General features: G+C 67.3%; 13 protein-coding genes. 7 read left to right on the top strand and 6 right to left on the bottom strand.

Annotated features, from left to right (window positions below):
• Positions 1-40: 40 nt before the first annotated feature.
• The 3 genes from MJ605_RS13225 (at position 41) to MJ605_RS13215 (ending at position 5,432) form a co-directional block, all read left to right on the top strand.
• Positions 41-766, top strand: coding sequence for a winged helix-turn-helix domain-containing protein (locus MJ605_RS13225; protein ID WP_243042006.1), 726 nt, complete (start codon positions 41-43; stop codon positions 764-766).
• Positions 767-857: 91 nt separating this feature from the next.
• A complete protein-coding gene (locus MJ605_RS13220) occupies positions 858-3,185 on the top strand; it encodes a Tex family protein (RefSeq protein WP_243042005.1) in 2,328 nt (775 codons plus the stop codon).
• Between the two features lie 222 nt (positions 3,186-3,407).
• Positions 3,408-5,432: an autotransporter outer membrane beta-barrel domain-containing protein gene (locus MJ605_RS13215; protein ID WP_243042004.1), complete on the top strand. Its 2,025-nt coding sequence runs from the start codon at positions 3,408-3,410 to the stop codon at positions 5,430-5,432.
• A gap of 160 nt (positions 5,433-5,592) precedes the next feature.
• Here MJ605_RS13215 and MJ605_RS13210 read toward each other — a convergent pair whose 3' ends face one another.
• Together MJ605_RS13210 and MJ605_RS13205 are read right to left on the bottom strand one after the other, a co-directional pair.
• The gene (locus tag MJ605_RS13210; protein WP_243042003.1) at positions 5,593-6,456 is read right to left on the bottom strand and encodes a YbaY family lipoprotein; all 864 of its coding nucleotides are present in this window, start codon (positions 6,454-6,456) and stop codon (positions 5,593-5,595) included.
• Positions 6,457-6,668: 212 nt separating this feature from the next.
• Positions 6,669-9,500 carry a TonB-dependent receptor plug domain-containing protein gene (locus tag MJ605_RS13205; protein WP_243042002.1) on the bottom strand — a complete coding sequence of 944 codons (2,832 nt, stop codon included), beginning with the start codon at positions 9,498-9,500 and terminating at the stop codon, positions 6,669-6,671.
• Between the two features lie 386 nt (positions 9,501-9,886).
• Here MJ605_RS13205 and MJ605_RS13200 point away from each other — a divergent pair, with 386 nt between their 5' ends.
• Entirely contained in the window at positions 9,887-10,453 is a 567-nt protein-coding gene (locus tag MJ605_RS13200; RefSeq protein ID WP_243042001.1) for a helix-turn-helix domain-containing protein, read from the top strand.
• A 164-nt stretch (positions 10,454-10,617) separates the two neighbouring features.
• Here the strand turns inward: MJ605_RS13200 and glyS are convergent, their stop codons facing one another.
• Positions 10,618-12,768, bottom strand: coding sequence for a glycine--tRNA ligase subunit beta (gene glyS, locus MJ605_RS13195; RefSeq protein WP_243042000.1), 2,151 nt, complete (start codon positions 12,766-12,768; stop codon positions 10,618-10,620).
• Positions 12,765-13,676 carry a glycine--tRNA ligase subunit alpha gene (glyQ, locus tag MJ605_RS13190; protein ID WP_243041999.1) on the bottom strand — a complete coding sequence of 304 codons (912 nt, stop codon included), beginning with the start codon at positions 13,674-13,676 and terminating at the stop codon, positions 12,765-12,767. Before glyQ ends, glyS begins: the two co-directional genes overlap by 4 nt.
• Before the next feature lie 94 nt (positions 13,677-13,770).
• Here glyQ and tfpB point away from each other — a divergent pair, with 94 nt between their 5' ends.
• The 3 genes from tfpB to MJ605_RS13175 all read left to right on the top strand — a co-directional run bounded on the left by tfpB (position 13,771) and on the right by MJ605_RS13175 (position 17,536).
• Complete coding sequence (gene tfpB, locus MJ605_RS13185) at positions 13,771-15,582, top strand: type IV pilus assembly ATPase TfpB (RefSeq protein ID WP_243041998.1); 1,812 nt, start codon at positions 13,771-13,773, stop codon at positions 15,580-15,582.
• A gap of 39 nt (positions 15,583-15,621) precedes the next feature.
• Positions 15,622-16,344 carry a glutamine amidotransferase gene (locus tag MJ605_RS13180; protein WP_243041997.1) on the top strand — a complete coding sequence of 241 codons (723 nt, stop codon included), beginning with the start codon at positions 15,622-15,624 and terminating at the stop codon, positions 16,342-16,344.
• Between the two features lie 67 nt (positions 16,345-16,411).
• Positions 16,412-17,536, top strand: a complete 1,125-nt coding sequence (locus MJ605_RS13175) for a hypothetical protein (protein WP_243041996.1) — start codon at positions 16,412-16,414, stop codon at positions 17,534-17,536.
• A gap of 11 nt (positions 17,537-17,547) precedes the next feature.
• On the opposite strand, the gene MJ605_RS13170 is transcribed toward MJ605_RS13175, so the two are convergent.
• Entirely contained in the window at positions 17,548-17,871 is a 324-nt protein-coding gene (locus MJ605_RS13170; RefSeq protein WP_243041995.1) for a DUF1820 family protein, read from the bottom strand.
• A 7-nt stretch (positions 17,872-17,878) separates the two neighbouring features.
• Positions 17,879-18,562, bottom strand: a complete 684-nt coding sequence (locus MJ605_RS13165) for a rhomboid family intramembrane serine protease (protein ID WP_243041994.1) — start codon at positions 18,560-18,562, stop codon at positions 17,879-17,881.
• Positions 18,563-18,682: the final 120 nt, after the last annotated feature.

The following is an 18,682-nucleotide window of genomic DNA, read 5'->3' as shown; positions in this document are numbered from 1 at the left end:
GCATGCTTCCCGTGCAGGGGGCTGCGAACAGGTCATGGTCATGCCCCAGCCCCAACCTGACGGCCGCTGGATCTACCAATGCGATGACATCGTGGTCGAACCGCGTACCCATCGCCTCGAGCGAGCGGGCATCGAACTGTCGGTGGAGCCCAAGGCCTACGCTGTGCTGGTGGCGCTGCTGCAAGAGGCCGGCGAAGTCGTCGGCAAGGACGCGCTGCTCGACGCCGCCTGGGGTCATCGGCACGTCACGCCGGGCGTGCTCACCCGCGCCATCTCGCAATTGCGCCACGCGCTCGGCGATTGCCCGGACCATCCCCGCTACATCGCGACCGTGCACAGCCTGGGCTACCGCTTCATCGGCGACGTACGGCGCATGCCCGCCACCGCGCCCGGCATGGCTTCCATCGCCGCCGCCAACGACGGCGATGCCTACGCATCGCCTCCACCCGCGAAGGACAGCAAGCCAGCCCCCGTGCAGTGGCTGGCCGCGGCGATCACGCTGGCGGTGATCGTGGCGATGCTGGCGGCCATGAGCCTGTGGCATCCGCCAAGCAACCGGCTCACCTCGCCCCGCCTGTCGCCGCGCCCGGCGCTGGTGCTGCTGCCGTTCGCCCACGCGTACGACCCGCATGCGTTGCATCCGCGCCATTGGCCACGCAGCCGCCGCATCGCCGCGGCTTATCCACGCGACGGCATCGCCCCGCCGCCATACGCGGCCGGCTACCTGGCGCTACGCCCTGAACAGGCGCCCGCCGCGCAACGGTGAGCGCGAGGAGCGACTTGCTATCATCAGCGGCCCGGCGCCGCCTTCCAGGCGCGCGCCGCTTCGCCGAATGCACAGGAATCGTTTCAGCCCCATGCTCAGCATCGAACAACGTATTGCCCAGGACATCGCCGCCAAGCCGGACCAGGTCCGCGCCGCGGTGGACCTGCTCGACGGCGGCGCCACCGTGCCGTTCATCGCGCGCTATCGCAAGGAAGCCACCGGCGGCCTAGACGACACGCAGCTGCGCCTGCTGGAAGAGCGCCTGCGCTACCTGCGCGAGCTGGAAGAGCGCCGTGGCGCGATCCTCGCCAGCATCGAGGAACAGGGCAAGCTCACCGATGCGCTGAAGGGCGACATCCTCGCCGCCGACACCAAGGCGCGCCTGGAAGACCTCTACCTGCCCTACAAGCCCAAGCGCCGCACCAAGGCGCAGATCGCCCGCGAGGCGGGCCTCGAACCGCTGGCCACCGGCCTGCGCGAGGATCCCACGCAATCGCCCGAGGCCTTCGCCGCCGCCTTCGTGGATGCCGAGAAAGGCGTGCCGGACGTGCGCGCCGCGCTCGACGGCGCGCGCGCGATTCTGATGGAAAGCATCGCCGAAGACGCCGGCCTGCTCGGCGAGCTGCGCGACTGGCTGTGGGACAAGGGCCAGATCCGCGCCAAGGTGGTCGAGGGCAAGGAAAGCGAAGGCGCGAAGTTCCGCGACTACTTCGACCATATCGAGCCGATCGGCAAGATCCCCTCGCATCGCCTGCTCGCGCTGATGCGCGCGCGCAACGAGGGCGTGATCGAGCTGGAACTCGCCCCCAACGCCGATGCGGAACAGGGCCACCAGGAAGCCGAGGGCCGCGTGGCCGCGCATGCCGGCATCCACGACCGCGGCCGCCCGGCCGATGCCTGGCTGCGCGAGACGGTGCGTCTCACCTGGCGTGTGAAGTTGCACCTGCATCTCACGCTGGACTTGTTCGGCCGCGTGCGCGAAGGCGCCGAGGACGAGGCGATCCGCGTGTTCGGCGACAACCTCAAGGACCTGATGCTGGCCGCGCCGGCCGGCGCCAGGACGGTGATGGGCCTGGACCCGGGCATCCGTACCGGCGTGAAGGTGGCCGTGGTCGATCCCACCGGCAAGCTGCTCGCCACCGACACCATCTATCCGCACGAGCCGCGCCGGCAATGGAACGAATCGCTGGTGCAGCTGGCCAAGCTGTGCAAGCAGCATGGCGTGGACCTGATCGCCATCGGCAACGGCACCGCCTCGCGCGAGACCGACAAGCTCGCGGGCGAGCTGATCAAGAAGCTCGGCGACGCGAAACTCGCCAAGATCGTGGTGAGCGAGGCCGGCGCCTCGGTGTACTCGGCCTCCGAGACCGCGGCCAAGGAGTTTCCCGACCTCGACGTCAGCCTGCGCGGCGCCGTGTCGATCGCGCGGCGCCTGCAGGATCCGCTGGCCGAACTGGTGAAGATCGAGCCCAAGGCGATCGGCGTGGGCCAGTACCAGCATGACGTCAACCAGGTGAAGCTGGCGCGCGCACTGGATGCCAAGGTCGAGGACTGCGTGAACGCGGTGGGCGTGGACGTGAACACCGCCTCCGCCGCCCTGCTCTCGCGCGTGGCGGGCCTGTCCGCCAGCGTGGCGGAGAACGTGGTCAAGCACCGCGACGCCAACGGCCCATTCGCCAACCGCAAGGCGCTGCTCAAGGTACCGCGCCTGGGCGACAAGGCGTTCGAGCAGTGCGCCGGCTTCCTGCGCGTGCCCAACGGCGACAACCCGCTCGATGCCAGCGCGGTGCACCCGGAAGCCTATCCGGTGGTCGAGCGCATCATCGCCCAGTGCGGGCGCGAGGTGCGCTCCATCATCGGCGACACCGCCTTCCTGCGCGGCCTCAAGGCCGAGCAGTTCACCGACGAGACCTTCGGCCTGCCGACCGTACGCGACATCCTCAAGGAACTGGAGAAGCCCGGCCGCGACCCGCGCCCGGCCTTCGTCGCCCCCAGCTTCGCCGAGGGCGTGGAAGACCTGAAGGACCTGCGCCCCGGCATGGTGCTGGAAGGCCGCGTGACCAACGTGGCCGCGTTCGGCGCCTTCGTGGACATCGGCGTGCACCAGGACGGCCTGGTGCACGTCTCGGCGCTGTCGCACACCTTCGTGAAGGACCCGCGCGACGCCGTGAAGGCCGGCGACATCGTCAAGGTGAAGGTGATGGAGGTCGACCTGCCGCGCCAGCGCATCGGCCTGTCCATGCGCCTGGACGACGAGCCGGGCCAGGCCCGCGCCGGCCGGCCAGCCGGTAACAACGACGCCCGTGGCGGCCAGCGCGACAACCGCGGCCCGCGTCCGGGCGGTGGTGCGCCCAAGCCCGCGCCGGCCCCGGCCAACAGCGCCTTCGCCGACGCCCTGTCCCGCGCCATGAAGCGTTGACCGGCACAGCCCTTGTGGGAGCGCACCCCGTGCGCGACTGCGGCACCCGGCATCTCCGGCCACACCGCAGTCGCGCACGGGGTGCGCTCCCACAGGGCATTTCCCTTCATGCCACCCCGCCATTCCCCTGCGGTGCAGCGCAGCATGCGCTGACGTATGGGCATGCATTACCGTAACAACCGAATAACAAGTAGGCCATTCCGGCCCAGGAGCGTTTTCGACATGCCCCGTACCCGCCTTATCGCCGGCGCCATCACCGCCGCCCTGATCTTCAGCTCGTCCGCCATGGCCGCCAGCGCGCCGTTCAGCAACGTCATCGTGTTCGGCGACAGCCTTAGCGATGCCGGCAATATCTCCCTGGCCAGCGACCCGACCATCCAGCCGCCGCTGGAATTCACCACCAATCCGGGCGCGGTGACCGTGCAGAACGTGGCCGGCCACTACGGCTACAGCCTCACCGCCTCGCTGGCGGGTGGCAGCGACTACGCCTGGGGCGGCGCGGGCATCTTCAACAATTCGCCAGGCACCCCGGCGGCCGTGCCGACCATCACCGACCAGGTGAACGCCTACCTGGCGGGCGGCAAAATCGACGGCAAGGCGCTGTACTCCATCTGGGGCGGCGCCAACGACATCTTCTACGCCGCCACCGCCGCCGGTGCCGGCGCCACCGCGCAGCAACTGATCCAGCAGAACGTGGCCGCGCAGATCGCCCAGCTCCAGGCCGCCGGCGTCCCCGCCGCGCAGATCGCCGCGCTGACCCCGACCATCACCCAGCAGGTCACCGCCCTGGTCACCCAGCAGGTGCTGGCTGCCGCCGGCGTATCGGGCTTCATGACCGCCGACCAGGCCCAGGCTTCCATCGCCGCGGCCGCCCAGCAGGAAGTGAAGCTGATCGGCCAGCTCAAGGCCGCCGGCGTGAAGAACATCCTGGTGTTCAACCTGCCCAACATCGGCCTCACCCCGTCGGCCACCGAGCAGGGTGCCTCCGCGGCGGCCTCGCTGACCGGCCTGAGCCAGGTATTCAACGGCCAGCTCAATGCCGGCATCGCGCAGCTCGGCAAGGGCATCGTCCCGGTCGATACCTACAGCCTGCTCAACGAGGTGATCGCCAGCCCGGGCAAGTACGGCTTCACCAACGTCACCAACGAAGCCTGCGGCGTGGGCTCGACGTCCGTGCAGTGCGGACCGGAAGGCTCGGGCCTCCCCTACACCTACGCCCAGGGCGCCAACAGCACCTACCTGTTCGCCGACGGCGTGCACCCGACCACCGCCGCCGACGTGATGCTGGGCCAGTACGTGGTGTCCATCCTCAGCGCCCCTGGCTACGCCTCGCTGCTGGCGGAAGCGCCGCTGGCCTCGATCCAGGCCCAGAACCGCGCCATCCGCAACCAGATGCTCGCCGACGTCCAGGGTAGCGACACCCGTGTGTTCGCCAACGTGGACTACGGCGACCAGCGCTTCGACAGCAGCAGCAACTCGCCGCGCACCACCAGCAACGACGTCAACCTGACCATCGGCGCCGACGCCCGCCTCAGCGAGAACCTGTCCGGCGGCATCGCCATGAACATCGGCCAGCACAACGCCGACTACACCGGTGGCGGCGGCTACAAGCTGCAGGACATCTCCGGCATCGGCTACATCACCTATCACATGGGCGGCGGCTACATCGGCGGCTACGCCGATTTCGGCCAGGACAACTTCTCCAACATCCAGCGTGACATCCGCCTGGGTGCGGCGCTGCGCACCGAATCGGCCAAGGCCGACGGCAACCACGTCGGCGGCGGCTTCACCGGTGGCTGGTGGTTCAACGTATCCAACCTGCGGACCGGCCCATTCGCCACGGTGGAATGGCAGACGGTGAAGGTGAACAGCTACAACGAAAGCGGCAGCGACAGCACCGCCATGTGGTTCGGCAGCCAGCAGCGCGACTCGCAGGTCTCCACCGTGGGCTGGCGCCTGCAGGGCACCTGGCAGGCCGGCAACACCGTGCTGCAGCCGTATGCCGAGGTCGCCTACAACTACGACAGCAAGGCCGACCCGCGCCAGGTCACGGCCGGCCTCAACGGCATGCCGGGCAGCTTCAGCCTGGTCGGCTTCACCCCGGACAAGAACTGGGGCACCGCCGACGTCGGCCTGAGTGCGCAGTTCAGCCAGGCCCTGAGTGGCTGGCTGGGCTACAGCGGCCGCTTCGGCGACAACAGCCAGAAGTACAACAGCGTCAACCTGGGCCTGAAGTACGCCTTCTAAGCCAGGCTACCTTTCGTTGCAGGACAAGGCCGCCCGCTCGCGCGGGCGGCCTTTTTTCATGCCCCGCACAAAAAAACGACCGGACGTATGGATGCCCAATCGCGGCCATAAAAAAAGCCGCCCAACCGGGCGGCTTTTCTCGAATCCGGAACGGTCGGGCTTACTTGCCCTTGCCGTTGGTGGCCAGGCTCAGGATGGTCTGGCCCTGCTTCTGCAGGTTGGCCGCCTCGTCGTCGCCCAGCGGCGTGGTCTTGCCGCCGGTCTCGGTGGTCTTGAGCACCAGCGAGCCGTCCTGCGTCCAGGCGGCGCGCTCGGTCGCGCTCGGCTTGGCGTCCTTGCTGGACTTCTTCTGCTGCACGACCACCCACGGCTTGCCGTCCTTGTAGGCGTAGTCGGTGCTGGTGAAGCCCTTGTCGCCGTAGTCGACTTCCTCGCGGATGAACTTCACCTCGCCAGCCTCGCGGAACACCTGCCAGCCACGGGAGACCTTGTCCTCGAGCTTGGTGCCGTTGCTGATCTTCATGCCGCCGATCTGCTTCTGCACGGCGGTAAAGGCGGCCAGCTCCTTCTCGCCCGGGGTCTGCTCGGCCACCAGCTGGATGCTCACCTGGGTCGGCGCGCCCTTGGTCAGCACCTGGGTCTGTAGCGGCGGGGTGTAATGGCGGTCGCCGTCGATCAGGGTGGCCTTGAGCACGTACAGGCCGCCCGGGTTCACGTCGGCGGCATTGAACGGCAGTTGGAACGCCAGCGGGAAGGTATTGGCCGGCTCGACCGTCTTGGTCGCCAAGGGGGAGGCATCCTGCGCGGACACGTCGACCAGGACCAGATCCAGCTTGGCCGACGGCGACACATCGGCGGCGTCGCGCAGGGTCACCGTGCCGGTGATCTGGTTCGCCTGGGCGGGCGTACCCGAGTTAGCGCTCTCACCGCCCGACGTGGCGTTCTGGGACGAGTCCGGAGCATTGCCGCAACCGGCGAGAGCCAGTGCCGCGACCGACATCAGCGACCAAACCAACCTGCGCATGGGAAAACCTCTATCGACTGTCAGGGCTTAGCGCGAGAACCATCAGGCGCCCAACACGCCTCGACTCTACACGGGGGAAGCCCTCAGGATAGCGGAAAGTCAAGCCCCTGTAAAAGCTTGCTCCATGCGCCAGCGTATGCCGGCATGGGCCGCGCGAAAACGAGAAAGGCGGCCCGCACGCGGGCCGCCTTCTGTCTTTGGGACGTTACAGCTTAGAAACGCTGGTTGTATTGCAGGTAGAAGTAGCGATCGATGTCGAGCGTCGGATCAAGCGATGCCGTACTGCTGTTACTGACGGCATAGGTGATCGTCGGCTGCTTGTCGAACACGTTGCGCACGCCGAACGAGATCGTGCCATTCCAGGGCAGCGAATAGCGGAACTGCACGTCGTTGTACACGCTGGCGCCCTTGCGGTTGGCACCAATGCCGCTCCAGCTGGGCGACTCGTAGTTCGGCTGATTGCACTCGTTCTCGTCCCAGCAATCGTCGCGGAACGCACCGTAGTAGCGCATGGTCCAAGTGGCGCCCCATTCCTTCAGGCTCCAGTCCAGCCCGACGTTGGCGCGCACGCGCGGCAGGCCCCACTGCCCGGCATAGCCGATGATGTCCGAATCGGAGGTGGAGCGCTGGTCATAGGACTTGAGGTAGTTCGAATCCAGCGACACCGCGAACTTGCCGAAGCTGAACTCCGGCAAGCGGTAGTTCACACGGAAATCGTAGCCCGAGGTGCGCAGCGAGCCCAGGTTGAGGTTGCCGCGATTGAGGTCGATCACCGCGTGGGTCACCGGGTCACGCTGGAAGTCATTGCAGAACGATTGCACCTCGCTGACGTAGCACTGGTTCAGCACGTAGTTGGCGCCGACCGCGGTGATCTGATTGACGATGCGGATGTCGTACCAATCCAGATAGACGTCCAGGCCAGGCACCCACGAGGGGCTGTAGACCAGGCCGGCCGTGCGGCCCAGGCTGGTTTCCGGCTTCAGCGTGGCATTGCCGACGCCCGCATTGAACGGCGTGGTGCTCTGCGTGTTGCGCGCCGAGACCGGATTGCCTGCCGCGTCGGTCTGGCGGAAGGTCGCCGGAACGCCGGCCGCCGCGCAGGTCGCCGCCACGGACGGGTCGGTCGCTGCCGCGCCGAACCTCGCGTCACAGGGGTCGGTATAGGAGTCGAACGACTGCGAGCCGCCACCGAACGTATCGCCCAGCGTGGGCGCACGGAAGCCCTTTGCCAGCGTGCCGCGAACCATCAGGTCGTCGAGCGGCTTCCAGGTGAAGCTGTACTTGTTATTGGTGGTATGGCCGAAGTTGCTGTAGTTCGAGTAGCGGCTGGCGACGTCGAATGCCAGTTCCTTCGCGCCCGGCAGATCCTTCAGCACCGGCACGCTGACTTCGAGGTAATACTCATTGGTGTGGTACTGGGCGTTCGTGCCGCCACCAGCCAGATCGGTCGACCATCCCGAGGAAGACAGCTGGTCCGGATGGTCGTAGCCGGAAACCTGGCGGTGCTCGAAGCCGGCCGCCAGCGCCACCTCGCCCGCAGGCAGGTCGAACAGACCACCGGTGATGTTGGCGGTGTAGTCCTTGCTCAGGCTTTGCATCGTGCTTTGGCCGCGTGCGTTGATGTACTGCAACGCTTGCGGCGTGGAGGCGCTCGGACCACCCAGGATGTTGAACGGCACGCATCCTTCCAGCGAGATCGGGTTCGTCGGGGTACCGCACTGAACCACGCCGTTGCCGTTGAGGAAGGACGGCCCCAACGCCTGCTGCAGGTTGAGCAGGTTGAGGTTGCCGCTGTTGGTCTCGACGTAGTCGTACTTGTTGTAGTCGAAGCCGACGTCCCAGTTCCATACGCGCTGACCGACCTCGAAGGCGCCTTCGAAGGCGGCATCCAGGTGATAGGACTTCACGTTGCCCTCGGTGACGCGCGGCAGCTCGATGGTACGGCGATAGAAGAACAGGTCCTGGCCCGGCTGCGGGTTGTAGTAGCTGTCCTTGCTGATATAGACCGGATGAGTCGGCTGGCTGAGGCTATTGAGCGGATAGCCGGCGACCTGGCGCGTGTTGTCGCGCTCGGCGTACATCGCATTGGCCTTGAAGGCGACGTAGTCGTTGAACTTGTGGCTGCCCGCCGCGAAGATCGTCTTGAGTTTGTTCTCCGGCGACCAGTTCATCTGGTCGGAGGGATTGTAGTAGTCGTCCGGAACGTTCACGCCCGAGTGGTAGCTGGACAGGAACCGGGAATCCTCGCCGACTCCCTTGCCGTCCCACGAGCCCGTGTGGTTCAGCACGTAGGTCGGACCGGTGGCGCCGCCGGTGGCGCTGACATTCCGGAAGCGCCCCCACGGGCCGGTGGCGCTCAGGCCGTCCTCGATGTGATTGGGGCCATAGGTGTAGCGGGTGATCTCCCGGTCCCGCGCCCAGATCGCCTCCTCCTTCGTGTAGGAGGCATTGAACATCACCGAGGTTTTCTCGCTCGCACTGCCCATGGTGAACGAGTAGGACTGCTGAGTGCCGTCGGTACCGTCGTTCTGGCCCACGTAGCCGCTGGCCTCGGCACCGTTGTAATGCTCCTTCAGGATGATGTTGACCACGCCGGCGATGGCGTCGGAACCGTACACCGCCGAGGCGCCGTCCTTGAGCACGTCGATGCGCTCGATCAGCGAGGCCGGGATGGTGGACATGTCGGTGTAGCCGTCGAGGCTGGTGGCCCACCGCTTGCCATTCACCAGGACCAGCGTGCGATTCTCGCCCAGGTTACGCAGGTTGATGTACTGGCCGCCCTGCTCGGGGTTGGAGATCAGCACGGCCGCCTTACTGAAGGTCGGCGTACCGGCCGAGGTCAGGTTCTGCAGGATGTCGCCCACATTGACCAGGCCGGTCTTCTGAATGTCGGCCTGGGTAACGGTGAAGATCGGCTGCGAGGTCTCCACATCCACGCTGCGGATACGCGAACCAGTAACGGTCACGGTTTCGAGTTTCTTGGCCTCGCTCTGGCTGGCGCCACCCTCCTGCGCGAGGGCCGGCCCGGCGATCAACGCGCCCATGGACAGGGCCAGGCGAACGGCTGCCGTAAGTTTATTGTCAACTTTCTTGCGGAATTGCATATTGTCTCCCCAGATGAAAGACCCCGGCCCCAACCGGAGTCGAAAAACCGGCTCACCCTGGCGATTGCAGGCCCCTGGGGCGTTGCACCTCAGGGAAAGCTGTCTACCAGCTGAACAAGTCGGCGTGACCGTGGTTACCAATCAACGACAATTGCGTTCTTGGTTCCGGTAGAAGTTGCTCCTGCGAGCACTCATCTACAAGAAATTACGAAACTAATCGATAGAACTTGCGAGTGTCAACGATTTTGTAACGCTTGCCTCACGTTGCCGCGCCAATTGTCGGTTCACGCTCGCCGCAACTTGTCGCCATCCGCCAGGAAACTGCGATGAATATGCAAAAAATTACGACACAAGAACCCGCGAACACCTTTGCCGACCGCATCAAGGTGTTGATCCAGCGGGTGGGCAGCGTCACCGAGATCGCGCGCATGTGCGGCTTCTCCGAGGGCGTCGTGCGCAGCTGGCGCGACGGCAACACCGACCCTTCGCGGGCGCGCTGCGTCACGCTGGCCAAGACGCTGGGGATTTCCCTGGTGTGGCTGGTTGCCGGCGAGGGTTCGATCCAGGCGGACAACATCGCGTCGGGCGAGGAACTGCCGAACGCCGAGGCTTCTGCCAGCCGCCATCGCTCCAAGCTGCGCACGGCCGCCGACACCTTGCATGCCAGCGGCATGGCGATGGACCCGAACCGCCTGAACACGGCGCTGCGCATCCTGCAGTCGGAACTCGACCTGGCCGAGAGCCGCCTGACCCTGGCCGACAACGCGGACATGCTGGCGGACCTGTACGAAATCCTCGGTCCTGGCGGCTCCGACGTGGATGCCACGGCGATGGTGGCGTTCAACCAGCGCCTGCACGAGCGCGTGAAGCGCGGTCGCCAGGCCGCCGCCTGAGCGAACGGCGCCCAACAGGCGGATAGCAGAACGGCAGCCCTAAAGGCTGCCGTTCTGCATTGTGATGACTGGAGTTTGGGGCTTGCTCCAAGGCTTCGCGATGACGAGCCCCCTCCCCTGCTCGCAGAGGAGGCTGGGAGGGGTGCTCGGATCGAAGCCCCGGCTTACAAGCGGGCGATGTCCGCGATGGCGCCGAACTGCGCCTTGAGCTGGCCCAGCAGGGCCAGGCGGTTGGCCCGCACGGCCGGATTGTCCGCGTTGACCAGCACGCCGTCGAAGAAGGCGTCCACCGGCGCCTGCAGCTGCGCCAGCCGGGTCAGCACGGCGGCATAGTCGCCGGCCTGCAGCGGCGCGGCGGTGTCGGCGCGCGCGCTGTCCAGCGCCGCCGCCAGCGCGCGCTCGGCCTCGGCCTCGAAATGCGCAGGGTCCACGGCGGTGCCGATGGGCGCGGCACCAGCCTCCTCGGCCTGCTTGCGCAGGATGTTGGCCACGCGCTTGTTGGCGGCGGCCAGGCTCAACGCTTCCGGACGGCGGCCGAACTCGGCCACCGCGCGCAGGCGGCGGTCGAAATCGACCAGGGTATCCGGCGCCACCGCCAGCACGGCCTCGAATTGCTCGCCGGTGAAACCCTGGTCGGCGTAGTAGCCACGCAGGCGCTCGAGCACGAAGTCATAAAGCTCATCGACCAGCGCGGCGCGGCGCTTGCCGGCGTCCAGGGCCGGTGCCTTGCCGTCCTTGCCTGGCTTGAGGCCGGCGGCCAGCGCCGCCTCGGGCAGCAGTTCCAGCGCCTCGGCGAAGTTGGCGCGCAGGTCCAGCGCCAGCTCGCCCTCGATCAGGGTGCGGGCCAGGCCGAGCGCGGCGCGGCGCAGCGCGAACGGGTCCTTGTTGCCGCTGGGCTTGAGGCCCACGGCGAAGATGCCGGCCAGCGTATCCAGGCGGTCGGCCACGGCGAGCACGCGGCCCACGTCCCCGGCGGCGATGGCGTCGCCGGCGAAGCGCGGCTGGTAGTAGCTGTCCAGCGCGTCGGCCACGTCCCCGGCCTCGCCGTGGTGGGCGGCGTAGTAGCGGCCCATCACGCCCTGCAGCTCGGGGAACTCGCCGACCATGCGGGTCAGCAGGTCGCACTTGCTGAGCGCGGCGGCGCGCGTCGCGGCACCGGCGTCCACGCCGACGCGGCCGGCGACGATGCGGGCCAGCTCGGCCACGCGCACGCTCTTGTCCCACAGGCTGCCCAGCGCCTGCTGGTAGGTGACGTTCTTGAGCGCGTCCTGGTAGGAGGTCAGCGGGGTCTTGAGGTCCTCGTCCCAGAAGAACTTGGCGTCGGCGAAGCGCGGGCGGATCACGCGCTCGTAACCCTTGCGGATCTCGGCCGGGTCCTTGCTGGCGATGTTGGCCACGCCGATGAAGTGCTCGGTGAGCCTGCCGGCGGCGTCGAACACCGGCACGAACTTCTGGTTGGTCTCCATGGTGGTGACCAGCGCCTCGGGCGGCACCGCGAGGAATTCGCGGTCGAAGGTGCAGGCGATGGCCACCGGCCACTCGGTGAGGTTGGCGATCTCGTCCAGCAGGGCGTCGTCAAGCTGGGGCACGCCGCCGGTCGTGGCGCCCACGCGAGCCACTTCGCCACGGATGGTCTGGCGGCGCTCGTCGGGATCGGCCAGCACCTTGGCCGCGCGCATGGCGTCGAGCCAGCTGTCGGCGTCGGCCACGTGCACCGGCTGCGGATGCATGAAGCGGTGGCCGCGCGACTGGCGTCCGCTGGCCAAGCCCAGCACGCTGCCGTCGATGATCTCCGCGCCGTGCAGCATCACCAGCCAGTGCACCGGGCGCACGAAGGTGTAGTCGTGGTCGCCCCAGCGCATCGGCCGGGGGATGGGCAGACCCTTGAGCGCCTCGTCCACGATCTCGGGCAGCAGGGCGGCGACCGGCTGGCCCGGCTTCACCGCGCGGAACACGAACCACGCGCCCTTGTCGGTTTCCAACTTTTCCAACTGCTCGACGCTGACGCCGCACGACTGCGCGAAGCCCTGCAGCGCCTTACCCGGCTGGCCGTTCGCGTCGAGCGCGGCATTCACGGCGGGGCCGCGGCGCTCGATGCTCTGCTCGGGCTGGTTCACCGCCACGGCCGGGATATGGACGGCCAGACGACGCGGCGAGGCGTAGCGCACCGCCTGGTCCAGCGCCGCGTCGATACCACGTTTGGCCAGGCCATCGCAGATGCCGCGCAGGAACGCGGCGGACAGTTCGTCCAGTGCCTTGGGCGGCAGTTCCTCGGTGCCCAGTTCGATCAGCAGCGGCTTGGTGGCGGCGCTCATGCGGCCTGCTCCTTGAGGTTCTTCTTCAGGCCCGGGAAGCCGAGCTTCTCGCGCTGCGCCACGTAGGCCTCGGCCACGGCGCGGGCCAGCGTGCGCACGCGCAGGATGTAGCGCTGGCGCTCGGTGACGCTGATGGCGCGGCGCGCGTCGAGCAGGTTGAAGGTATGGCTGGCCTTCATCACCTGCTCGTAGGCCGGCAGCGGCAGGCCGGCGGCGATCAGCGTGTTGGCCTCGCCCTCGCATACGTCGAACCAGCGCAGCAGCTCGGGCACGTTGGCGTGCTCGAAGTTGTAGGTGCTCTGCTCCACCTCGTTCTGGTGGAACACGTCGCCATAGGTGACCTTGCCGTGCGGGCCTTCGGTCCATACCAGGTCGTAGACGTTGTCCACGTTCTGCAGGTACATCGCCAGGCGTTCCAGGCCGTAAGTGATCTCGCCGGTGACGGGACGGCACTCCAGGCCGCCGGCCTGCTGGAAGTAGGTGAACTGGGTCACTTCCATGCCGTTGAGCCAGACCTCCCAGCCCAGGCCCCAGGCGCCCAGCGTGGGCGATTCCCAGTTGTCCTCGACGAAGCGCAGGTCGTGCACCAGCGGATCCAGGCCGAGCTCCTTCAGCGAGCCGATGTACAGGTCGAGGATGTTGTCCGGGTTGGGCTTCATCACCACCTGGTACTGGTAGTAATGCTGCAGGCGGTTGGGGTTCTCGCCGTAGCGGCCGTCGGTGGGACGGCGCGAGGGCTGCACGTAGGCGGCCGCCCAGGGCTCGGGGCCCAGCGAGCGCAGGAAGGTCGCGGGGTGGAAGGTGCCGGCGCCGACCTCGGTGTCGAGGGGCTGCAGCAAGACACAACCCTGCGCCGCCCAGTAGCGGTTGAGGGTCTGGATCACATCCTGGAAAGTGCGCGCGGACATGGCTTCCCGTGGGCGTCGATAAAGCGCGTTAGTATAGCCGGACCGCTTTCGCCGCTGGTTTTTCGGCGAAAACCCGACAGGGGGAGATTCGCGCATGGCCGCTTCACCGCAAACCGTGTCCCTGCTCGGCCGACGCAACCGGCTGACGCTGGACGAAGTGTTGGCCACCCTGGTGGTGGACGGCTACCTGCTGGCCGAGGACGCCAAGCAGGTACGCATGGGCGCGCGCAGCGGCCGCAGCACGGTGGAACTGCATCCGCTGGTGCTGGTGGCCAACGCCAAGCTGCCCAACCAGCGCGAGCCGGGCCGCCCCCTGAGCCTGGAGGCGCTGACCGAATGGCTGGCCGGCCACGCCCAGCTGCCGTACCTGAAGATCGACCCGATGAAGATCAACGCGGCCGCGGTGACTCAGGTGGTCAGCCGCGCCTACGCGGAACGCCATCGCATCCTGCCGGTGGCGGTGGATACGGGTGAGGTCACCTTCGCGACCTGCGAGCCGTTCGACCAGGGCTGGGCGGCCGACCTGACGCACATGCTGCGGCGGGACATCAGGCGCGTGGTGTCCAACCCGCTGGACATCAACCGCTACCTGCTGGAGTTCTACGGCGTCCAGCGTTCGATCCAGCTGGCGCAGGATGCCAAGGCCAGCGGCTACGATTCCTCCGCCATCCTCAACTTCGAACAACTGGTGGAGCTGGGCAAGGGCGGCGAGGTCGGCGCGGACGACCGCCACGTCGTGCACATCGTGGACTGGCTGCTGCAGTACGCCTTCGAGCAACGCGCCTCGGACATCCACCTGGAGCCGCGTCGCGAGGCGGGCCAGATGCGCTTCCGCATCGACGGCGTGATGCACAAGGTGTTCGAGCTGCCGCCGCCGGTGATGACCGCGGTGACCGCGCGCATCAAGATCCTCTCGCGCATGGACGTGGCCGAGAAGCGCCGTCCGCAGGACGGCCGCATCAAGACCCGCTCGGCCGGCGGCCGCGAGGTGGAACTGCGCATCTCCACCATGCCTACCGCCTTCGGCGAGAAGGTGGTGATGCGCATCTTCGATCCGGACATCGTGGCCAAGGACTTCGCGCAGCTGGGCTTCTCGGCCCGCGAAGGCGAACTATGGCGGTCGATGGTGGAGCGCCCGCACGGCATCGTGCTGGTGACCGGTCCCACTGGCTCGGGCAAGACCACCACGCTGTATTCCACGCTCAAGCACCTGGCCACGCCCGAATTGAACGTGTGCACGGTGGAAGACCCGATCGAGATGGTCAGCCCCGAGTTCAACCAGATGCAGGTGCAGGCGTCGATCGACCTCGACTTCGCCGCTGGCGTTCGCACCCTGCTGCGCCAGGACCCGGACATCATCATGGTGGGCGAGATCCGCGACCTGGAGACCGCGCAGATGGCGGTGCAGGCATCGCTCACCGGCCACCTGGTGCTTTCCACGCTGCATACCAACGACGCCCCCAGCGCGGTGACCCGCCTGCTCGACCTGGGCGTGCCGCATTACCTGATCCAGTCCACCCTGACCGGCGTGGTCGCGCAGCGACTGGTGCGAACGCTGTGCCCGCACTGCAAGCAGGAAACCGCGCAAGATCCGCACGAGTGGACCGCGCTCACCCACGACTGGTCGCTGCCGCTGCCGGAAATGGTGTTCCGCCCCGTCGGCTGCCTGGAATGCCGCAATACCGGCTTCATGGGCCGTACCGGCATCTACGAGATGCTGCAGCTATCGTCCCGCCTGCGCGGCCTGATCTCGTCGCAGCTCGATCTCGGCCATTTCGGCCACGCCGCATTGGCCGAGGGCATGCGGCCGCTGCGCATCTCCGCCGCCGAGCAGGTGGCGCGCGGCCTCACCACCGTGCAGGAGGTGCTGACCGTGATACCGCCCATCGAGCACGGTTCAGCCTAGTTGCGCATGATGGGGAACCACTCCAAACCGTCTTTCCGCATGAAGCCCGTCCTGATTATCCGCACCGGCCGCGCGCCCCAGCCCATCCGTGCCCGCCACGGCGACTTCCCGCATTGGTTCCGCCTGGGCGCGGGGTTGTCGCCCGCACGCCTCCGCGTGGTGGACGTGGAGGCAGGCGAAACCCTGCCCCCGCCCGGCGACGTCGCCGGCGCCCTGATTACCGGCTCGGCCGCCATGGTTACCGAGCGCTCCGCCTGGAGTGAACGCACCGCCGGCTGGATCCGCGACGCGATGGACGCGGAACTGCCGCTGTTCGGCGTGTGCTACGGCCACCAGTTGATGGCGCACGCCCTGGGCGGCCGCGTCGACTACCTGCCGGGCGGCCGCGAGATCGGCACGGTGACGATCCAGTTGCTCGATGCCGCCAAGGACGACCCGCTCGTCCATCCGCTGCCCACCACGTTCAAGGCGCATGCCACGCATGAGCAAAGCGTGCTGGAACTGCCCAGGGGTGCCGCGACGCTGGCCAGTTCATCGCGCGATCCCCATCACCTGGTGCGCTACGCCGCCAACGCGATGAGCACCCAGTTCCACCCCGAGTTCAACGCCGACGTGATGCGCGCGTATATCCGGCGCAAGCATCACGACATGCGCCGCGAAGGCTTCGATCCCCACCACACCTTCCGGCAGGTGGCGCCGACGCCGCTGGCTAGGCGGCTGTTCCGCCAGTTTTCCCGCCACCACGGGCTCGCCGCGGGATGACGTGACCGTCATCCTGGCGCTCTAGAATGGCGCCAGGCCGTACGCCGACAAGGCAGGGACAGGCACCATGGACAAACGTCGCCCGCACGTTCACCGGGCCTCGGTGATCGCCATGCGTCTGGTGGACATCGCCGACAGCATCGACCTGCCCGCCGTGGAGTCATTGTGGGCACGCCATGCGCGCACGGCGGCGGCACGCAGCCGCCTGCTCACCGCCTCGCCGAAAGCCATGACCTTCGGCGTGCCGCCGGTGGAACTGGTGCTCGAGCCGATGCCGATCGAACTGGGCGACCAGACGTTCCAGGCTGCCGTGATGGCGCGGCTCTACGAATTCGGCGTGGCAGCGCTGTCGATCCACCTGCCGGCGGACGACCTGTCCTGGAGCGATTTCAGCGCACGCGTGAACGCCGCCGACGCCGTCCTGGGCATCGCCTCAGGCAATCCGGTATGGACGCAGCTGGTGCAGAACATCGTGGCGCTGATGCAGCCGGCGTTGCTGCGCCCCAGCGCCGAGCCGCTGCAAGAGGACTACCTGCTTGGCCTGGTGCACGCCCTGGAAGGCATCTCCAGCACGGCCAGCCTGACCGACGAACTGGACCTGGTGCCGCTGCTGGCGGGCGAATCGCGGCCGCTCTCCGAGCAGTCGCGGCAGGAGCTGCTGCGCCAACGCTTCGCCTATTACACGGACGACCTGGCCGTGCTCACCTGGGACCGGGCCTTCATCATCGAGCCGCGCGGCGAATCGGACGTGGTGGACATCCTGGAAGTGGCCAACGCGCAGCTGCTGGAGATGCGCTACTACGACGAGCTACTCGACGACGAGCTGCCGCGCATGTACGACCTGGTCGAGGCGACGCACAACGTGGCCAATCCATTCGCCGCGCGCCGCTACGCCGACCTGGCGCGAAAGCTATACACGCTGGTGGCCGAAGTCACCGAGATCACCGAGAAGGTGGACAACGCGCTGCAGGTCACCGAGGACGTCTATCTCGCGCGCGTCTACGCCTCCGCGCTGGAACTGTTCCGCGTGCCGCACGTGAGCAAGGCAGTGGACCGCAAGCTGGCGATCATCCGCGACAGCTACGCCGCCCTGTACGAGGAAGCGTCCAGCAAGCGGGGCGAGCTGATGGAGCTGGCCATCATCGTGCTGATCGTGGTGGAGATCGTCCTCGCCGTGGTCCGCCACGCCTGAGGCGCATGGCTTCAGCGCACGCGCGGCGGCATCGGGAACGGCGTGATTTTCTGGCCGTCGGCAGCGTCGCGGATCACCGGCGCGCTCTTGCTCTCCACTTCCTCGATACGCAATACCGACTGCATCGGCAAGTGCAGCACGCGGGTGTCCTTGAATTCCTCGCGTAGGCGCTCCTCGGTGGGATCGACCAGCAGGCCCTCGCCCACCGGTTCGAACACCAGCTCGCCCACTTCGGTAAAGCCCCACAGGTTGCTCGAGGCAACGTGGCGGGCATAGAGCTCGTAGCACTTGCCCAGGTGCAGGAAGGTGACCTTGTAGAGTTTCTTGTTGCGCATGGGCCTATTATCCACGCAGGCGCCGCGCAATGGCCTCGCGCGAGAACAGGGCGAACACCACGCCGAACAGGAAGCCGGCGATATGGGTCCACCAGACCACCGCGCCATAGCTCGGCCCCGCATAGCTGAAAAGCAGCTGCAGCAGCACCCAGATGCCGATCAGCAGGAAGGCCGGCACGCGCACAAATTCCAGGTACAGGCCCAGCGGCAGCACCAGGCCCAGGCGCGCCCGCGGGAACAGCGCGATATAGGTACCCAGCACCGCCGATACCGCGCCGCTGCAGCCGATGATGGGCGAACGCACCCCGGCCAGGGACAGGGCACCCACCAGGTTGGCCACCATGCCGCCCAGCACGAACAGCGCCAGGAACCGGAAGGAACCCAGCGCCCGCTCCGCCGGGATGCCGAAGATCACCAGGAACAACAGGTTACCCAACAGATGCAGCCAGGCCAGGTGAATGAACAGCGCCGTGAACAGACGCAGCAGCGACGGATCATGCAACTGCGGCAGCAGCGGCACCTTGGCGTCGAAGATATCGGCGGGCACCGTGCCCCATTCCAGCCACATCGACACACGCTGCGGCCCGGGCATCAGCGCAAAGCCCACGAAGCTGATCACGCACACGACCACCAGCAACACCGTGGCCCACTGCACGTGCTGGCGACGCCGGGTTTCGACATGGACGAACACGGGATGGAGTGCTCCGCTAGGGATACGGCCGGGACAGGATTCGCATCATAGGCGATCGCCATGCCAGGCGAGGGTAACGTGTCCGCACCCGCCATCGTCGCGCCCAAAGAGAAACGCCTT

The sequence above is a fragment of the Dyella sedimenti genome (assembly GCF_022760995.1).
Taxonomy (GTDB): Bacteria; Pseudomonadota; Gammaproteobacteria; order Xanthomonadales; family Rhodanobacteraceae; genus Dyella; species Dyella sedimenti.
This window is presented reverse-complemented; position numbering and strand designations above follow the sequence as displayed.